14 protein-coding genes are annotated in these 16516 nt (G+C 41.8%); 10 read left to right on the forward strand and 4 right to left on the reverse strand.

Annotation, left to right across the window (positions count from 1 at the left end):
* The 6 genes from VK664_RS04220 (at position 1) to VK664_RS04245 (ending at position 8911) form a co-directional block, all read left to right on the forward strand.
* The gene (locus VK664_RS04220) at positions 1-1080 is read left to right on the forward strand and encodes a cytochrome-c peroxidase (protein ID WP_461397363.1); all 1080 of its coding nucleotides are present in this window, start codon (positions 1-3) and stop codon (positions 1078-1080) included.
* 107 nt (positions 1081-1187) lie between these two features.
* Positions 1188-1694 (forward strand): molybdopterin-dependent oxidoreductase, encoded by a 507-nt coding sequence (locus VK664_RS04225; protein ID WP_461397364.1) that lies wholly within the window; start codon positions 1188-1190, stop codon positions 1692-1694.
* Positions 1695-1918: 224 nt separating this feature from the next.
* Positions 1919-4702: a family 78 glycoside hydrolase catalytic domain gene (locus tag VK664_RS04230; protein WP_461397365.1), complete on the forward strand. Its 2784-nt coding sequence runs from the start codon at positions 1919-1921 to the stop codon at positions 4700-4702.
* Between the two features lie 183 nt (positions 4703-4885).
* Complete coding sequence (locus VK664_RS04235; protein WP_461397366.1) at positions 4886-7201, forward strand: DUF7133 domain-containing protein; 2316 nt, start codon at positions 4886-4888, stop codon at positions 7199-7201.
* A gap of 130 nt (positions 7202-7331) precedes the next feature.
* Positions 7332-8156 (forward strand): formylglycine-generating enzyme family protein, encoded by an 825-nt coding sequence (locus tag VK664_RS04240; RefSeq protein ID WP_461397367.1) that lies wholly within the window; start codon positions 7332-7334, stop codon positions 8154-8156.
* A gap of 26 nt (positions 8157-8182) precedes the next feature.
* The gene (locus VK664_RS04245) at positions 8183-8911 is read left to right on the forward strand and encodes a 3-keto-disaccharide hydrolase (RefSeq protein WP_461397368.1); all 729 of its coding nucleotides are present in this window, start codon (positions 8183-8185) and stop codon (positions 8909-8911) included.
* 29 nt (positions 8912-8940) lie between these two features.
* On the opposite strand, the gene VK664_RS04250 is transcribed toward VK664_RS04245, so the two are convergent.
* The 4 genes from VK664_RS04250 to VK664_RS04265 are packed head-to-tail and all read right to left on the reverse strand — an operon-like array spanning position 8941 to position 10964.
* Positions 8941-9246: a phosphoribosylpyrophosphate synthetase gene (locus VK664_RS04250; RefSeq protein WP_461397369.1), complete on the reverse strand. Its 306-nt coding sequence runs from the start codon at positions 9244-9246 to the stop codon at positions 8941-8943.
* Positions 9247-9289: 43 nt separating this feature from the next.
* On the reverse strand, positions 9290-9682 hold the full coding sequence (locus VK664_RS04255; RefSeq protein ID WP_461397370.1) for a hypothetical protein: 393 nt from the start codon (positions 9680-9682) through the stop codon (positions 9290-9292).
* Positions 9643-10485: a hypothetical protein gene (locus tag VK664_RS04260; protein WP_461397371.1), complete on the reverse strand. Its 843-nt coding sequence runs from the start codon at positions 10483-10485 to the stop codon at positions 9643-9645. Before VK664_RS04260 ends, VK664_RS04255 begins: the two co-directional genes overlap by 40 nt.
* 11 nt (positions 10486-10496) lie before the next feature.
* Positions 10497-10964 (reverse strand): hypothetical protein, encoded by a 468-nt coding sequence (locus tag VK664_RS04265; protein WP_461397372.1) that lies wholly within the window; start codon positions 10962-10964, stop codon positions 10497-10499.
* Positions 10965-12059: 1095 nt separating this feature from the next.
* On the opposite strand from VK664_RS04265, the gene VK664_RS04270 reads away from it, so the two are divergent.
* The 4 genes from VK664_RS04270 to VK664_RS04285 all read left to right on the forward strand — a co-directional run bounded on the left by VK664_RS04270 (position 12060) and on the right by VK664_RS04285 (position 16500).
* Positions 12060-12707 (forward strand): response regulator, encoded by a 648-nt coding sequence (locus VK664_RS04270; protein ID WP_461397373.1) that lies wholly within the window; start codon positions 12060-12062, stop codon positions 12705-12707.
* Positions 12708-13202: 495 nt separating this feature from the next.
* A complete protein-coding gene (locus VK664_RS04275; protein WP_461397374.1) occupies positions 13203-14066 on the forward strand; it encodes a T9SS type A sorting domain-containing protein in 864 nt (287 codons plus the stop codon).
* 646 nt (positions 14067-14712) lie between these two features.
* Positions 14713-15672 (forward strand): SDR family oxidoreductase, encoded by a 960-nt coding sequence (locus VK664_RS04280; protein ID WP_461397375.1) that lies wholly within the window; start codon positions 14713-14715, stop codon positions 15670-15672.
* 111 nt (positions 15673-15783) lie between these two features.
* Positions 15784-16500, forward strand: coding sequence for a helix-turn-helix domain-containing protein (locus VK664_RS04285; protein WP_461397376.1), 717 nt, complete (start codon positions 15784-15786; stop codon positions 16498-16500).
* The last annotated feature ends 16 nt before the right edge of the window (positions 16501-16516 follow it).

The following is a 16516-nucleotide window of genomic DNA, read 5'->3' on the forward strand; positions in this document are numbered from 1 at the left end:
ATGAGCCGGATCTTTACCATATTATTCCTGGTAATTGTGGCAGTTTTCCTCACTGCGGGCAGCTTATATAGGTATAAAGAGCCAACACCTTTAACTATTAATTATCCGGCGTATTTTGGTAACCGGATTACGATACCGGCTGATAACCCAACAACAGAGGAAGGAGTCAAACTGGGAAGAATGTTATTCTATGATCCGCTGCTCTCTTCCACTAACAGGATATCATGTGCTACTTGTCACCAACAGAAATTTGCTTTCACAGATGGAAAAGTTTTTAGTGAAGGTGTTGATGGAAAACAACAGCCCCGGAATACCATGTCACTTAGCAACCTCTTATGGGTGAGGCAATTTTTTTGGGATGGAAGGGTGAAAGGGCTGGAAAAACAGGCGGAGACCCCGTTAACGGGTGAACATGAAATGGGTCAGTCTCTGGAAGTATCCGCATTGAAACTTTCAGACAAGGGCGATTATGCAACTTATTTCGAGAAGGCATTTGGCTCCCGCGAAATAACAGGATTAAGAATCACCTATGCCTTGTCACAGTTTGAACGGACACTGATCTCTTCAAATGCCCCTTACGATAAATACCTGGGGGGCAACCATAAACTATCTGCTTCGGAGGAGAATGGGATGCATCTGTTTTATACTAATCCGGATCCTTCAAAATATATCAGGGGTGCAGGTTGCGGCAATTGTCACGGTGGTACAAAAACCTATAGCGAACTTTTTCAGAATAATGGTTTGGAACCTGGTACTGCAGACGAGGATAGACAAACGATCACAGGCCAGCCGGCTGATGAGAGCAGGTTCAGGGTTGTAACGTTAAGAAACATAGCACTTACCCAACCCTATATGCATGACGGCCGCTTCAAAACGCTTGAAGAAGTTCTTGATCATTATAATGAACATATTAAACAATCTCCCACATTAAGTCCTTTCCTTAAAAATAATTCAAATATTCCCGGGGGGCAGTCGCTTGCACTCACTAAAAAAGAAAAAGAAGATCTCATTTCATTTTTGAACGCGTTAACCGATTCTGCCTTTATCTCTGACCCTTCATTCTCGGATCCTTTTAAATAATTGAACAGACCCTTTGAACCGATATTCAAATGCAGCCAAATCAATATCAGAACCTGTAAATAAGATAGATTCATAAATTATAAAAGAAAATGTTTAAACTCCTCTATATGCGCAAATTCATTTTTCATTGCTTCTTCACTTTTTTAGTTACTCTGCCTTTAACATTTTACGCGCAGGTTGCAACAACCAAAACAGCAGTAAAAGTATCTGGCGAGGTAACAAAGCAATTACTGCTAACAAAAGAGGATCTGTCAAAAATGGCACGAACAACTGCGATATTCAAAGATCGTGATGGCAAAGATGTTCCTTATAGTGGCGTGGCAGTTCAACATATACTGGAGCTTGCCGGGGTCACTATGGGTAAACAACTCCGGGGCGAGAACCTGGCTAAGTATCTGCTGATAAAATGTTCAGACGGCTATGAAGTAGTTTTTTCACTGGCTGAACTGGATAAAGGATTTAATGACAAATTGGTTATCCTGGCTGACAAATCGAATGGCGCCGATCTTCCCATCGATAAAGGTCCTTTCCGAATAATTGTGCAGGGTGATAAGGTACCCGCGCGTAGCAGCTTCCAGGTCACCGAGATGATTATAAAGTTTGCGAAGGACTGATTAATAACTGGTACTGACCAGGTTTGAATCAAGTTTGAAACAGGTTTGATCCGGCTTTGATTCAGCTTTGTATCAGTGTCCAGTTTTCAGTTAAAGAATATTTCAATGACTACGATTGTAACCTCATATTTCCAAAAGTTTCAATTCCCGGACTTTTAAATAAGTTAACTGGATAATTTAAATAAGTTTATCTGTACATTGTTCAGTATACTTAAGCTTTTAAGATGTCCAGATTAATGCTTGTCATGACTTTTGCCTTTTATGCCAGTCCTGTTTTTTGTCAGCCTGCCAGTATAGTTAATCTTCTTTGCAATAACGGAAAAAGCCCCGGGAATATTGATAACAAACCTCCGCGGTTTAGCTGGCAGTTCAAAACATCTGAAAATGGTTTTTCGCAATCGGCATTCCGGTTGATGCTCAGTGATACATACTTGTCGCTGAAAAAAGGCACAGCTAATGTCTGGAACAGCGGTAAGATAAACACTGATCAATCAATCAATTTTCCATATGGCGGGAAAAATCTACTATCAGCCAAAACTTATTACTGGTCGGTAAAGGCCTGGGACAATCATGGCAAAGTTTATAAAAGCTATATAGATAGTTTTACCACTACTTTATTTGACAAAAATGACTGGAGCCAGGCTCAATGGATCGGGTATGAAGAACTACCGGATTCAATGCTGGTGATTCCCGGGGTTCATGCACCGGATGCAAAAAAACTTGGTAACAAGGCGATGAAAAGAGCGGTTGTACCCTTGTTCAGGAAAGAATTCAGCATATCAAAAAAGATAAAAAAAGCTACCGCATATATTACAGGACTTGGCCAATATAAGTTTATGATCAATGGGGAAAAAGTTGGCAACAGCTTTTTAGCCCCTGCCTGGACCTACTATGATAAACGGGTTCAGTACAACGTCTACGATATTACAAGGCAAATAAAAAATGGAAACAATGCCATCGGTGTTATTGTTGGCAATGGCTTTTACTATATCAACCGTGAAAGATATTTCAAAATTATCTCGGCATTTGGTTTTCCCAAATTGATTTGTAAACTCAACATCGAATATACAGATGGAACAAAGCTGGTCGTTGTTTCAGATTCCAGCTGGAAAACCTCCCCCTCTCCCATTACATATAGCAGCATTTTTGGTGGCGAAGATTATGATGCGAGGCTCGAACAGCCCGGCTGGCACCGGGAAGGATTCAATGATACAGATTGGAAAAGCGCATTAACAGTAAAAGCTCCCAAAGGTATACTTGAAGCTGAGTTTATTTACCCGGTTATTATCAAAGACAGTTTTGAAGTAAAAAGAATCCTGCAACCAGTCAAAGATGTTTTTGTTTATGATTTCGGTCAGAATGCTTCAGGAATCATTGAACTGAAAGTTAAAGGTAAAAAAGGACAGACCATTAAACTTACACCTGCCGAGCTGCTTGATAAAGATCTGAGACCGAATCAAAAAGCGTCAGGCGCGCCTTATTACTTCATCTATACATTAAAAGGTGATGGTCTTGAAACCTGGAGACCGGCTTTTACTTATTATGGTTTCAGGTATGTGCAGGTTGAAGGTGCAGTGCCAGATACTATGTCTATTGATCGCGGTGAAGTTGCACGCCTCATTAGTCTGAAAGAACTGCACAACAGCAGTTCCGCCCCGGAATCAGGGAACTTTCAATCATCGAACCTGTTATTTAACCGGATCGACACGCTGATCAGATGGGCAATTCAATCCAATGTTCAATCAGTGGTTACAGATTGTCCTCACCGGGAAAAGCTCAGTTGGCTCGAACAGGATTATCTCATGGGTAAATCAATTCACTACAATCTTGATATCTATCATCTGTACAAAAATCTTGTATATAATATGATTGATGCACAAACTACAGATGGGCTTGTACCTGATATTGCTCCGGAGTTTGTACCCTTTGAAGGTGGATTCAGGGATTCTCCTGAATGGGGCAGCGCATCAGTAATTTTGCCCTGGCAGATCTACAAGTGGTATGGCGACACTAATATTATCAGTGAGGCATATCCAATGATGAAAAAATATATCGCTTACCTGGAAAACAAATCCGACAATCATATACTTTCACATGGACTCGGCGACTGGTTCGATTATGGGCCAAAATCTCCCGGTGAAGCTCAACTGACACCAAAGGAATTAACAGCTACTGCAATTTATTTCTATGATGTTTCTCTACTGGCTAAAATGGCAGCATTAATCGGCAACAGTGAGGAAGTAAAACGGCTTAACCAGAAAGCCAATGCAATCAAAATCGCTTTCAACAAAAAAATTTTCAACCAGGAAACAAAAATATATTCTACGGGTAGCCAGACAGCGATGGCAATGCCGATATCTGTAGGCCTGGTTCAGGAAGAATATAAATCAGCGGTATTTAAAAATATGGTGGATTCTATAAACATAACCGGCAAAAAGTTAACCGCCGGTGATGTTGGATATCACTTCCTGGTTGAAGCATTGCATGAAGCAGGTGCTTCACAGTTATTGTACGATATGAATGCCCGTGACGATGTGCCCGGTTACGGTTTTCAATTAAGAAAAGGAGCTACCGCATTAACAGAATCATGGCCGGCGCTGGAAGAAGTCTCCAATAATCACCTGATGCTTGGTCATATCATGGAATGGTTCTATTATGGGCTTGCCGGAATCAGCCAGTCTGATAGTTCGGTTGCATATAAAGACATCATTATAAAGCCGGAAGTAGTAGGAGATCTCAGTTATGTGAAAGGATGTTTTAACTCACCATACGGTCTTATCACAAGCGAATGGAAAAACACTGAAAAGCAATTTGAACTGATCGTGAATATACCGGCCAATTCCAGGGCTACCGTTTTTGTGCCTGCTGAAAAAGAATCTGTAATTAGTGTTGATGGCAAAATTGTTAAAAATAAGAAGGATGTAGACTCAACCTTGTTGGAAAATAAAAAATTTCAAATCAGGTTGAAATCCGGAAAATATGCTATTATAGTAAATAATGTACACTGAATCGCCACGCCACTTTTATTCTGAAACACCACAGGTATTGTGAACCAGCAATCTCCCCTGCAAATTTTGTATATTTAATTAAACACAGACCTACTGGTTAATAAGCCGTATCCTGTATAATAATCAGCGTCGATATTGTGAGTTTATTGATTTTGCCATAACGAATCCAACGCTTCCGTCAATATGAACTTTACAGCCTTTCCACTAAGAAACATCTTGATAGCATCTGCAACATTTGTTACACTTCTGTACAGTTGTGCAGGCGATAACACCGATAAGCCTGCATCACAATTTTCTGAAAGAAAAGTAGTTGATACAAACCCGCCGGTTAAACCATTATCACCCGAAGAAAGCATCAGGAAAACCCAACTGCCACCAGGATTTCATATGGAGCTAGTTGCGAGTGAACCTATGGTGCAGGAACCAGTCGCATTATGCTGGGATGGAAATGGCAGAATGTATGTTGCCGAAATGAACACTTATATGAAGGATGCAAATGCGACGGGTGAATTTGAACCGACAAGCAGGATCAAACTGCTGGAGGATATGGATGGGGATGGTAAGATGGATAAATCAACAGTGTTCATTGATAGCCTGGTATTGCCGCGCACCATACTTGCAGTCGGTGATCAATTACTGGTTACAGTAACCAACATACAGCATATCTGGAGTTATAGAGATACCAACGATGATGGTAAAGCAGACGAAAAAAAAATCGTTTTCAAGAATGACGTGATTGACTCGAGGAACCTTGAGCACCAGAACGGTGGTTTCTACTGGAACCTTGATAACTGGATCTATCCTTCACGTGACAATTTCCGCTATAAATATAAAGATGGTATGCTTATAGCCGATACCATGGTTGACAACATGATTGGCCAGTGGGGACTTACCAGTGATAACTTCGGACGTCTGTTTTATTCTGAAGCGGGTCCGGGACTGCCCGCAGTACAAATACAACAGATGCCTGCCTATGGCGCACTAAACTTTGCGGACCAGTATACCAGGGAATTTACAAAACCCTGGCCCATCATCGGAACCGTAGACGCCCAGGGCGGAAGATCAGCACTTCGGCCTGAGGACAATACTTTAAAAGAATTTACTTCTGGTTGTGGCCAATCCATATTTCGCGGAGACCGGATGCCGGCTGATATGCAGGGTGATTATTTTATTCCCGAACCTGTTGGCAGGATCATCAAGAGGGGTAAGGTGATAAACAGGGATGGTAAGATTTATATTGAAGATGCTTACAAGCAGAAAGACTGGCTTGCTTCCGCAGACATGAATTTCAGACCCTTAAATACCTATACGGGTCCTGATGGCTGTTTTTATATTGTTGATATGTATCATGGTATCATACAAGAAAGTGAATGGACAAAACCTGATTCTTATCTCGGTAAAATGATTGCCGAAAAAGAATTATTCAAGAACAAAGGAATGGGCCGTATTTACCGTGTGGTGCATGATGATTATGTACCTGACAAAGTTCGTCCAAAGATGTTGAACGAACCGGTAAGCCAATTGGTAAGCTATCTCGGCCATCCAAATGGTTGGTGGCGCGACAATGCGCAACAGTTGATTATATTCCATAACGATCTCTCCGTTGTACCTGCTCTCAAAGAAATAGCAACCGGGAAACAAGCGGGCCTTCAACATAAACCCGGTGAACTTGCAAGGATACATGCTTTATGGACGCTTGAAGGATTGGAAGCTATTGACAAGCCAACTCTAATAAAAGCCTTTGGTGATACTTCGGCACAGGTAAGGAAAACTGCTGTATGGATAAGTGAGCTGTATATAAACCAAAATGATCCGGCAATACTCGAAGAGCTTGACAAACTGAAAGATGATCCCAGTGCTGATGTGCGGATCCAATTGTCTTTATCACTGCGTGGACATAACTCCCAAAAAGCCAGAAGCATTATGGATAAGTTGCTGGCGGCAAATAAAAACAACGAGATGATGCAGTTTTCATTTGCAACTTTTGTGCAGGCAGAAAAAACAAAAAATGAAGAAGCAAAAAGAACAAAAAATCTTAGCCGCGGGGACAGAGAGCTGGTATTGAATGGAGAAAAGATTTTTAAACAGCTTTGCGCGAGTTGTCATGGGGCCGATGGCAAAGGCATCACTATTGGTGGGAAAGATATGCCTGCGCCGCCACTTGCAGGGTCACCAAGGGTACGGGGGGATAAGATCATGAATATACAGTTGTTACTCTTAGGGTTGCAGGGACCAATCGATGGTAAGACTTATCCAAATACAATGCCTTCCATGGCAGGTAATGACGACAAATGGATCGCTTCTGTACTAAGTTATATTCGCAATAGCAGCGAGCTTGGCAACAAGTCTTCAATTGTTACAGAGGAAGAAGTGAAAACCGTTCGTGCAACTACGCCAAAAAAATTATTGCCACCTTTGGAAGCCGGGGCCACTTTGCAGATGCTGGAAATTTTTAAACTGGGCCGCGCCGAAAATACAAACTGGGATAAGAAGCGCTGATGGGAAGTATTCATTGAAAAAGTAAAATCAAATACCGTTACGCGGTAGAACGTTCCGTCAAATATCGTTCTGTCGAAGATCATTCAGTTAAAAAACGTTTTCTAATATACTTCTAATACGATTGGTGATAATGAAAAACATTTTAGTGATAATGAAAAGAATGGTGTCACTTTTATTTCTGTTTATGACCTGTAGTCTCATCACCTGCAATTTATTTTCACAGGAGCCTGCTTACACAAATGATATTGGAATGAAATTCGTGTTGATCAAACCTGGAAAAATGATTGTTGGTAAATTTCAACCAACTGTTGGCAAAAAAGATTTTAAAGGCAACCCTCTTCCTGAACAACTGAACAGGACATCAGAAGAAATGGCCGGCAAAGATGCGATGCCTGGTTTTACTGTAATGATTGATAATGGTTATTATATCGGCAGCTATGAAATAACCCAGGGACAATGGCAAAAAGTTATGGGCAACAATCCCTCCGTTTTTCAAAATGACAGCACAGCAAAACATCCTGTAGATAATGTTACCTGGAACGATACACAGGCCTTCATAAAAAAACTGAATGCACTGGATAAAAAGCATAAATATCGATTGCCAACAGAATTTGAATGGGAATATGCGGCCAGGGCAGGAGCATTGGATGATATATCATGGAAAGAAATACAGGTCAGCGCAGTGCTGGGTGGAACAATGACCGCCATAATCGGAACAAAAAAACCCAATGCCTGGGGATTATATGATATGCTTGGTAATGTATGGGAATGGGTGCAGGACTTTTACAATGAAAAAATATTTGCAGATCGTGTATCTCCGAAATCAGGTAAAGAACATGTGCTAAAAGGATCTTCATTTACAGGCGATGTAAAAAATGCCACTTATATGACTCATGCTGCAGGGCCGGGCAATGGATTTGATATTGGTTTTCGACTGGTAATGGAAGCGAACTAAACTACCTTCATCATTTGATATTAAAAATGACAAAACAAAATGCTCTAATACCAATACTAAAAATCTTTGCTGTCGCATTTTGCGCTCTTGCTGCGCGAACGTCCCAGGCACAGATACCGGTGGGTTTTAAATCTATTTTCAATGGCAGAGATTTAAAAGGATGGCATATAAGTAGAACAACACACCAGGGCACCACTCCTGATTTTCGGGTGGAAAATGGAATAATGGTAGTAAGGCAAAAGCCATATGGACAGGGAGGCGTTTTATTAACGGACAAAAAGTATAAAAATTTCGAAGTTTATCTTGAAGCCAGGATTGATTCCTTAACAAATGGAGGAATATTTATTCGTTCATCAGAAAGTGGCATTGCTTACCAGGTTGAACTGGATGAAACAGCTAATACCACGGGCAATTTATTGGGCGAAAGATTACAGATCAGCAAGGCAGCAACATGTAAGGGCCGTGCTGAAATATGGAAAAAGAATAACTGGAATTCGTATAGGATAAGAATGGTGGGAGAGGTACCTCATATAACACTTTGGATAAATGGAGTACAGATGTGGGATGTCAAGCAACCGAAAAATGATTTTATCGCAGGTGCAACACAGGGTATGATCGGACTACAATCACATTGGACTACTTTGTTTTCGCCGGCTGCCGGCGAATGGAATGGCCTCACCCTATGGGCTCCGGGTGCAACACACCGGTATCGAAATATTGCCATAAAAGAACTGGATAGCAATCTTAGAGATTGATCCGTTCCTCTTAGAGATTGATCTGCTCCTTACCGTTTTATTCTCAGTTTTTCCATTATCTGGTCTGTTGCTGATTCGCTATAAATTCCGAAAGCCGCAACAAGCACACCTTTCAAACCATATTTAGGAGCGGAAATAGCATAAACAATAGATTCATCTGCGGGATCTGATTCACCTTCAAAGCGATAAAAATCATCGACGACAAACTCTTCAGGAGTTACCCGGTATTGTCCATCGCGACATTCTAAACATTCCTCCATGAGATTGAAATCTTCCGTATAGCCTTGCTTTTTTAACTCAGTGAGCGCCTGGGAAACAGTATCAAATGCTTGCATAAAATTTCTTTTTATTGTATGGGTGCGGTACAAAAGTAACACTTCACTCGCTACAACAAATTTCAGGCACCGGCACAAGCGTACTGGTTCTTAAGATGCGTTGGCTACCTAGCTCTGCTGTCAACGGCCGGACCGATTCTTCCCCTTCAGCCTGGTTGATAAACCCCTCTTCCATACGCAACTGACGTTGGGTTTCCAGTTTTTGTTGTCTTTCTGTGGCTCCCCTGTCTACCTCTCCAACCGCATTTCTAAAATACTGAATACTCATCCCTTGTTTTAAATTCAATAAACCAAGTCCAGGAATTACGCGGCTAAAGGTTGGGTTTTCGTTGCCTGTCAATGGGCTCCTGCTCCAGAATTTTTCATAGGTCGGCAACATTTCAACAGCCAATACACTCAGATTACTGTCATTCGGTAAGCCGAGGTCAAGCAGCATTTTTTCCACGTCTTTATTCTTCCAGCCGGTGATGCCATATTGTATGCCATCAGTATTTGAATTGAACTTACGCGCACCTGTACACTACTTTTTTCCTCGAGGGCTGCGTCTTTCAAGCCTGCCCAACTTATATCTAATCCCTGTAACAAACCGATGGCCATTGCACCGGTTCCATCAGCCTGTACCGGTGCGGCTATATCAATAGCAGCTGCTGATATAGCCCAGGCTGCGTCTGCGATCCGGGCTTTGCCACTGATTGCACAGACAGGGCTCTTGCATTGCCTTATTTCAAATTCTGTTGCATCAGTTTTATAAGAGATTGTTACGCGGTTAAGTTCAGGGTTCCATTGCGGCGGCTTTGATGCATCATAAGTGAAAGCAATAGGTTGGCCATATAAATTCCATGCTGCAGCAGCTGCTTCAATGGTACGCCCTGTATGGCTGATTGAGAACTTCAGGGTTTTAGGCAGTTCTATAACTGCTTCTGTTATATCTATGCCATTGTTATCCGGTGAGGTTTCAGTTATAACTTTCTGTTCGAGATTTAACAGAACAGACGCCGTCATTCCTACGAGTACGATTAATTTATTATCGGTAGTAACATTTAATACACCACTGAGATTTATTTCACCTTCGGCAATGGTTAATCCGCAATAAAGATTATCCGGTGATGAATCAGTAAATAAGTCAGCACTGATCCACACGCTGCCTTTTGGAATTTTGTATTCGCGTGGGCCAGTAATTACCGGAATGCTTCGCACTTGCAAAGGAAGTAACATAAATGGCCTTAGTCCTCCCTGCATCCATACCTGTACTACAGGGATGATGCGGAAAATATCAAACCAGACACGGCGCCCTCGTTGTTTAAGAAAGGCCCAAGGGTTTCGATTATTTCTCCACCTCTACCCCAATCGGGCACACTGCCTTTTTGTTGACTGCTGATAAAAGGCAATTCCCGTCGAAAAACCCGGATGGTCGTATCAATTGCCTGTGGTGTTTCTTTGACCCTCTGCAGTACACTGCTCAATTGCTGCAGCTCTGTAGCAGGCAACTGCTGCGTTGAAATACTAAATGATTCTCCAAAATTGATTGCTCCAATCCGGGTTTCTCCGACCTGGAATTCTCCAACCTGGGAACTGCTTACTGGCAAAGATGGATCGTTGATAATAGCAGTAGCTAAGATTTGCTGCAGTCGGAGAATTTCGTCACTGTTTGAATTATTGGTCAGCGTAATATCGCCGCAAAGTTTTGCCAGCTTCGCCAGCAATGGGTTTTCGTCCATGGAAAAAGATTAAATCGTGAGTCAATCTTTTCATCAGGCAGATGTCTGGGGGGAATGAGCTTGCAAAGGGGACGAACAGAAATGAATTTGTATTCCAGCGAGTATTTTTCTAAAAAAGAAAATGAAAGTACAGTATTTTTTATATCATCCCCTGTGAATAAATCTTTAATTTCTAAATATTATCCTGAATATTGCTTTAATGAAGTGTTCAAAATATTCAATTAATGTTGGGTCCTAAATCCCAATGAACAATTATTATATGCTATTTCAAAGTTTGAACACTTTCAAGGTTTCCCCATTCAATCTTTTTGATTTTCCCTAAAATAATTACTATTGTATCTCGATGATTCGTATCGGTAAATACAAGTAATTAATACCCGGCATTCAATTTTGAAAGGGATCATACTTATAATGTGAATATTATCAAGAGACGGCTTACGCCCGAAATATTGCCATATTTCAGTCCCATTATTTTTCAGAGATCAACTTTGATATTTCAGGAAGAGCTAATGCCATTGCTTTAATCGGTTAGTGCATTAAAAAAATTATTTTTATCCTTAAGCGATAATAGTAATTTCTTTCTCTATATTCTTTCTCTTGCATCGGGGGCCGGCCCACAATATGGCAGACATAACGGCAAAGCATAAACGTATTAACCATATACGTATTCATGGTTCTCTACAATCTAGTACAGATAAGCGTTTGTGCGATTTTCGAACTTCTTTTGTCCACATTTTTATTAATCTTTAATTTATCTCCATACGAAGTCGTTAATTCTCACGAGCTCAAAAGGATCAGATTAAAAATGGATTAGAATTAAACATTCTTCGAATCGTCAACATCTTTTTCTATCAAAACCTTACATTTTTTTCTTAATTTTAACTTCTTCAGGATTGAAGTGATATTCCTGATTGAAATCCGAATCCAATGCCTCTTCAACTCTTTTTTACTACCAACGTTTCTTATTCATTACCGGCGTTTCTTATCTTTTAGGGTCACCCCATCACCTGTATTAAAAGTCAAATAACCTCAAGCAGGTTTATTGATACTTTATGTATTCACACTAACCTTTACCTATGTTAAATCATTATTTAAATGCTCGTTATTGGAATTGTTGAAAACGAGGTTAAGTACCGATCAGGACTTGAGCAGTTTTTTACATTATCACCCGACTATGTAGTGGGGGGCGTATGGAGCGATGCCAAAAGTGCGATCAATGGAGTGCTTCAGGTATTACCCGATGTTATTTTTGTAGAGCTGCAATTGCCAGGGATGGGCGGGATTGAATGTATTCGCAGGCTTAAACAAAAATGTCCGGGCGTGAAACTGCTGGTGTTAACCTGGCATGAAAATGACGAAATGGTGCTCGAGGCTTTCAGGGCAGGTGCTTCCGGGTACCTCTTAAAAAGCGACGGTCCTGAATTGATCATTAAGGCGCTCCGTGAGTTACAGCAGGGAGGTGCTCCAATGAGTATGAGCATTGCCAGCAAACTGATAGAGTCTTTTCAAAAAAAAACCGAGCTCAGCAAGCACCCCGCACTAACAGTGCGGGAGAAAGAAGTACTGCAACTGCTGGCACTGGGAAAAATGTATAAGGAGATTGCCATTAGGCTTCTTATCACTACGGAAACAGCGAAAAAACACGTCAAAAATATCTATCACAAATTGAATGCACAAAACAGAACAGAGGCCATTAATATATGGAACAACCTGAATGAGGCATCCACCTTTTCCGAAAAGTAACGATCGCCGTGGCCTGCGCACTATTATACATGTTGCAGACAAAAGAAACTGCTGCAGATAATACATAATTGTGGGATAATTCAGGAGACTTCGGAATACCGAGAAAGGGGTATAATATATCAGATGAGGATCAGGATTTAATAAACACCGGTTCTTTCAAACACTAAACCTATTCCGGCAGCGTCTTTCCCCGGAAAAATTTAAAAATGCCTGTTAAAAGTTTGGAGTTTAACCGAATTTTCTCAATGGAAGGCTGGTAGCCACCCTCCTAATATGTGCCGATAAAAACTCATTTTTTTATTTTAAATATAGTCATCGTGGAGGTCTAAGTGCATACTCCTACACTATAGCCTCCACAGGCCTGGTTTTGCGGATGACACCTGCTGCTCCTACGGCCCAGCCGATAAGGGCATCGGTAAAATAAACGTCGATAAAGTCCTGCGTTGTTCCTCCGGTGGACTGATTGGTCCAGGTGCTTCCTCCGTTAGTGGTTTTTTGAATAATACCGGAGGCTCCCACCGCGTATCCGATAGTGCCGATGGCGGCACAAACTGGACCACACCAATCAGCGGAACAACAGTTAACTTAAGCAGCGTTTATTTTAAGGATGTCAATACCGGCTGGGCAAGCGGCGCGAATGGCACCGTGTTTAAAACCACCAATGGTGGCACCACCTGGGTGGTAGAACCGACTGGTACCACGCAAGCCATCAATGATATCGGTTACGGTTGGGCCGTAGGAGCCGGCGGCATCGTTTTAATGAATCAAGCTCTCCTGACCCTGCCCCTGCAACTGCTGTCGATCTCGCTCAATTCGGGTGCAGACTGCAAATCCGGACTCCTGCAATGGACCACCGCACAGGAGCAAGGTGTATCGCATTTCGAAATAGAAACGTCTGCCGATGGCCTCAACTTTAAACCGGTTGGCCAGGTGAACGCAACCAACAGCGCCATCGCACAACACTACAGCTACCTGCTGAACTACTCTCTGCTGCCGTTGCACGTGCGGCTGAAAATGGTTGACCAGGATGCAAGGTTTACCTACTCGAAAATCCTTACTGTTAAGGATGTCTGTGGCGGAGCGATGGCTTTCAGCTGGTCCGTCTCCCCCAACCCGATGCCTGCAAACGGTTCTTTACAGCTGAGCTTAACCCAATACAAGGGTACCGGGCCGATGCTGGTAGAACTGTTCGATATGCAGGGCCGGCCTCAGACAAAAGTTACTTTAACACCTGTAACCGGAAGCAGCAATTATACTACTGAGATAGCCATGCCTAAAGCATTGTCTTCCGGCGTCTATACCATCAGGATCAGTAATGGCAACTTCAGCGAAAGCAGGAGGATCGTGCAGACAAAGTAAACCGATATGCATGGAGAAGCCGGAGCCCATGAAAAAGCCCACCTACGCTAAAGCTTCAGCGGGCGAAGCCGGACATCGTTCGCCGAAGCCCATGAAAAAACCTGCCTAGGCTAAAGCTTCGGCGGGCGAAGGCGGACAGCACAGGCATTCCGGAATCCTTCGAAACTATATAAAGCAGTAACTATATATAGCAGTAACGCCCCAGGTATGCCCGTTATCGAATTAGAGGCCTGCTGAGCAACGCTACTCAGTCTTTATGCAATTAGACTAGGAAAAACACAAAATATTGCTGGCGTTTTCCTGCATCACATAGCCGAAGCTAAAGATACTTTAGACCCCACCCATAAAGATCTTTCCAAAGGAATTGAATTTTTTGAATACCAGGAAGGAAAATGTATCCAGATGTTACATAAAGGTTGAACTTTCTCCATTAGCATCATTCCGGTTTGTAGGGGCTTGAAAGTAATTTTCTTGCACTACTGAACTGGAAAGCTGTAATTGATGTTGTTTCTATAAATCCAGCACCACAAAAGAATTTTGTACCGAAATAAATTGAACCTCACAACAAAACAAAATTGAACTCCACAGCAAAGCCACCTCCCAAACTTATACCGAACTTTGCAGCAGAAATCAAAAGAATAAAATAATGAACAATCAAACAGTATTAGTAACCGGAGGAACCGGATTTGTTGGTATCCACACAATTCTACAATTGTTGCAACAAGGATACACAGTTAAAACCACGCTTCGTTCTTTATCCAAAAAGGACAGTATCGTTAATGCGCTAAAAGACGGCGGATTAACGGATTTACAAAACCTCTCTTTCTTTGAAGCTGATTTAACAGCAGACGCAGGCTGGAACGAAGCCGTAAAAGGTTGCAATTATGTACTGCACATAGCTTCACCCTTTCCTTTAGTAGAGCCTGAAGACGAGAACGAACTCATTATACCTGCCCGTGACGGTTCCCTGAGAGTTTTAAAAGCCGCCCAAAAAGCCGGGGTAAAACGAGTAGTACTAACCTCTTCGTTTGCGGCAATTGGCTACGGTATCAAGCCTAAAGGCCATATTTTCACAGAAGAAGACTGGACAGATGAAAACGGGCCTCTTCAACCATATATCAAATCGAAAACCGTTGCAGAAAAAGCGGCCTGGGATTTCTTGAAAAATCATGGTGGGGATTTGGAATTGACTGTTGTTAACCCTGTGGGAATTTTTGGTCCGATTATAGGAGATATTGTCCCCGCCTCATTTGATGGTGTAATAAAAGCACTCATCGGAGGCACTGTTACAGAAAGCCCTGCATTCACCTTTGGTGTAGTAGATGTACGTGATGTGGCGGACATCCATATCAAGGCAATGTTGCATCCCGAAGCTAATGGTCAACGCTTTTTAGCAACGTCGGAAGGCGTGATGAGCTTTTATGATATTGCCCAACTCATCAAAAAAGAACGTCCCGAAAAAGCTGGCAAGATTGCCGGATTGAAGCCTACCGCGAAGGAGTTTTACATTGAAATGTCCAACAAGAAAGCAAGAGAAATTTTAAGTTGGCATCCGAAAAGCAAGGAAGAAGCGGTATTGGCAAGCGTAGACAGTCGGGTAAAATGAGTAAATTTTAAAGATAATTTTAGCATCAGAAATTTGAAAGTTAACAATATACATTACTGTCATTTAGGCCCGGAGATTTCGCCGGAGCAGTTCATACCTGAACATTTCTTTATGTTCCTGCTGAAAGGATCAATGAAGGCTTATGACGGAAACAAACGCTATTCTATGCAATCGGGTGATTATTTCATCGCCCGGAAAAACCATTTAATTCGTTATACGAAGTTCAAGGAGAATGAGCAGTTTGAAAAGATCATCATCACACTGGATGAACCATTTTTAAAGCAGTTTTTGGAACGTCATCCTTGCGACGTAAAAGAGTCAGATTATGGCGATTCATTTCTGATTGTGAAAGAAAACAAATTGTTTAAAAGCTATATCCGATCGCTCGAACCTTATTATACCGGCGATTTGGAGTTGGACGAAACCTTTGCAGACACCAAACGTGAAGAGCTCTTGCTGATTTTGTTAAAATCGGAGCCGGATTTCGCTAACATCTTTTTCAATTTTGGCATTCCCGATAAAATCGATTTGGAGGAATATATGAACCGGAATTTCCGGTTTAATATCAGCCTGGAACGGTTTGCCTTTCTTACCGGAAGAAGCCGGTCGTCATTCAAACGTGATTTTCAGAAGACCTTTGGAACAACACCGGGGAACTGGCTCAAAAAGAAACGGCTTGACGAAGCTTATTTTCAAATCAGCAAGCAAAATCAAAAACCGGGCGATATATATCTGGAATTAGGCTTTGAAGATTTATCGCATTTTTCCTTTGTATTTAAAAAAGAGTTTGGGAAAACGCCCTCAGAAGTAGCGACAGTAGCAATATAATTTAAATTCATCGAGA

It is taken from the genome of Flavitalea sp. (genome assembly GCF_035489435.1).
Lineage (GTDB): Bacteria > Bacteroidota > Bacteroidia > Chitinophagales > Chitinophagaceae > DATHKG01.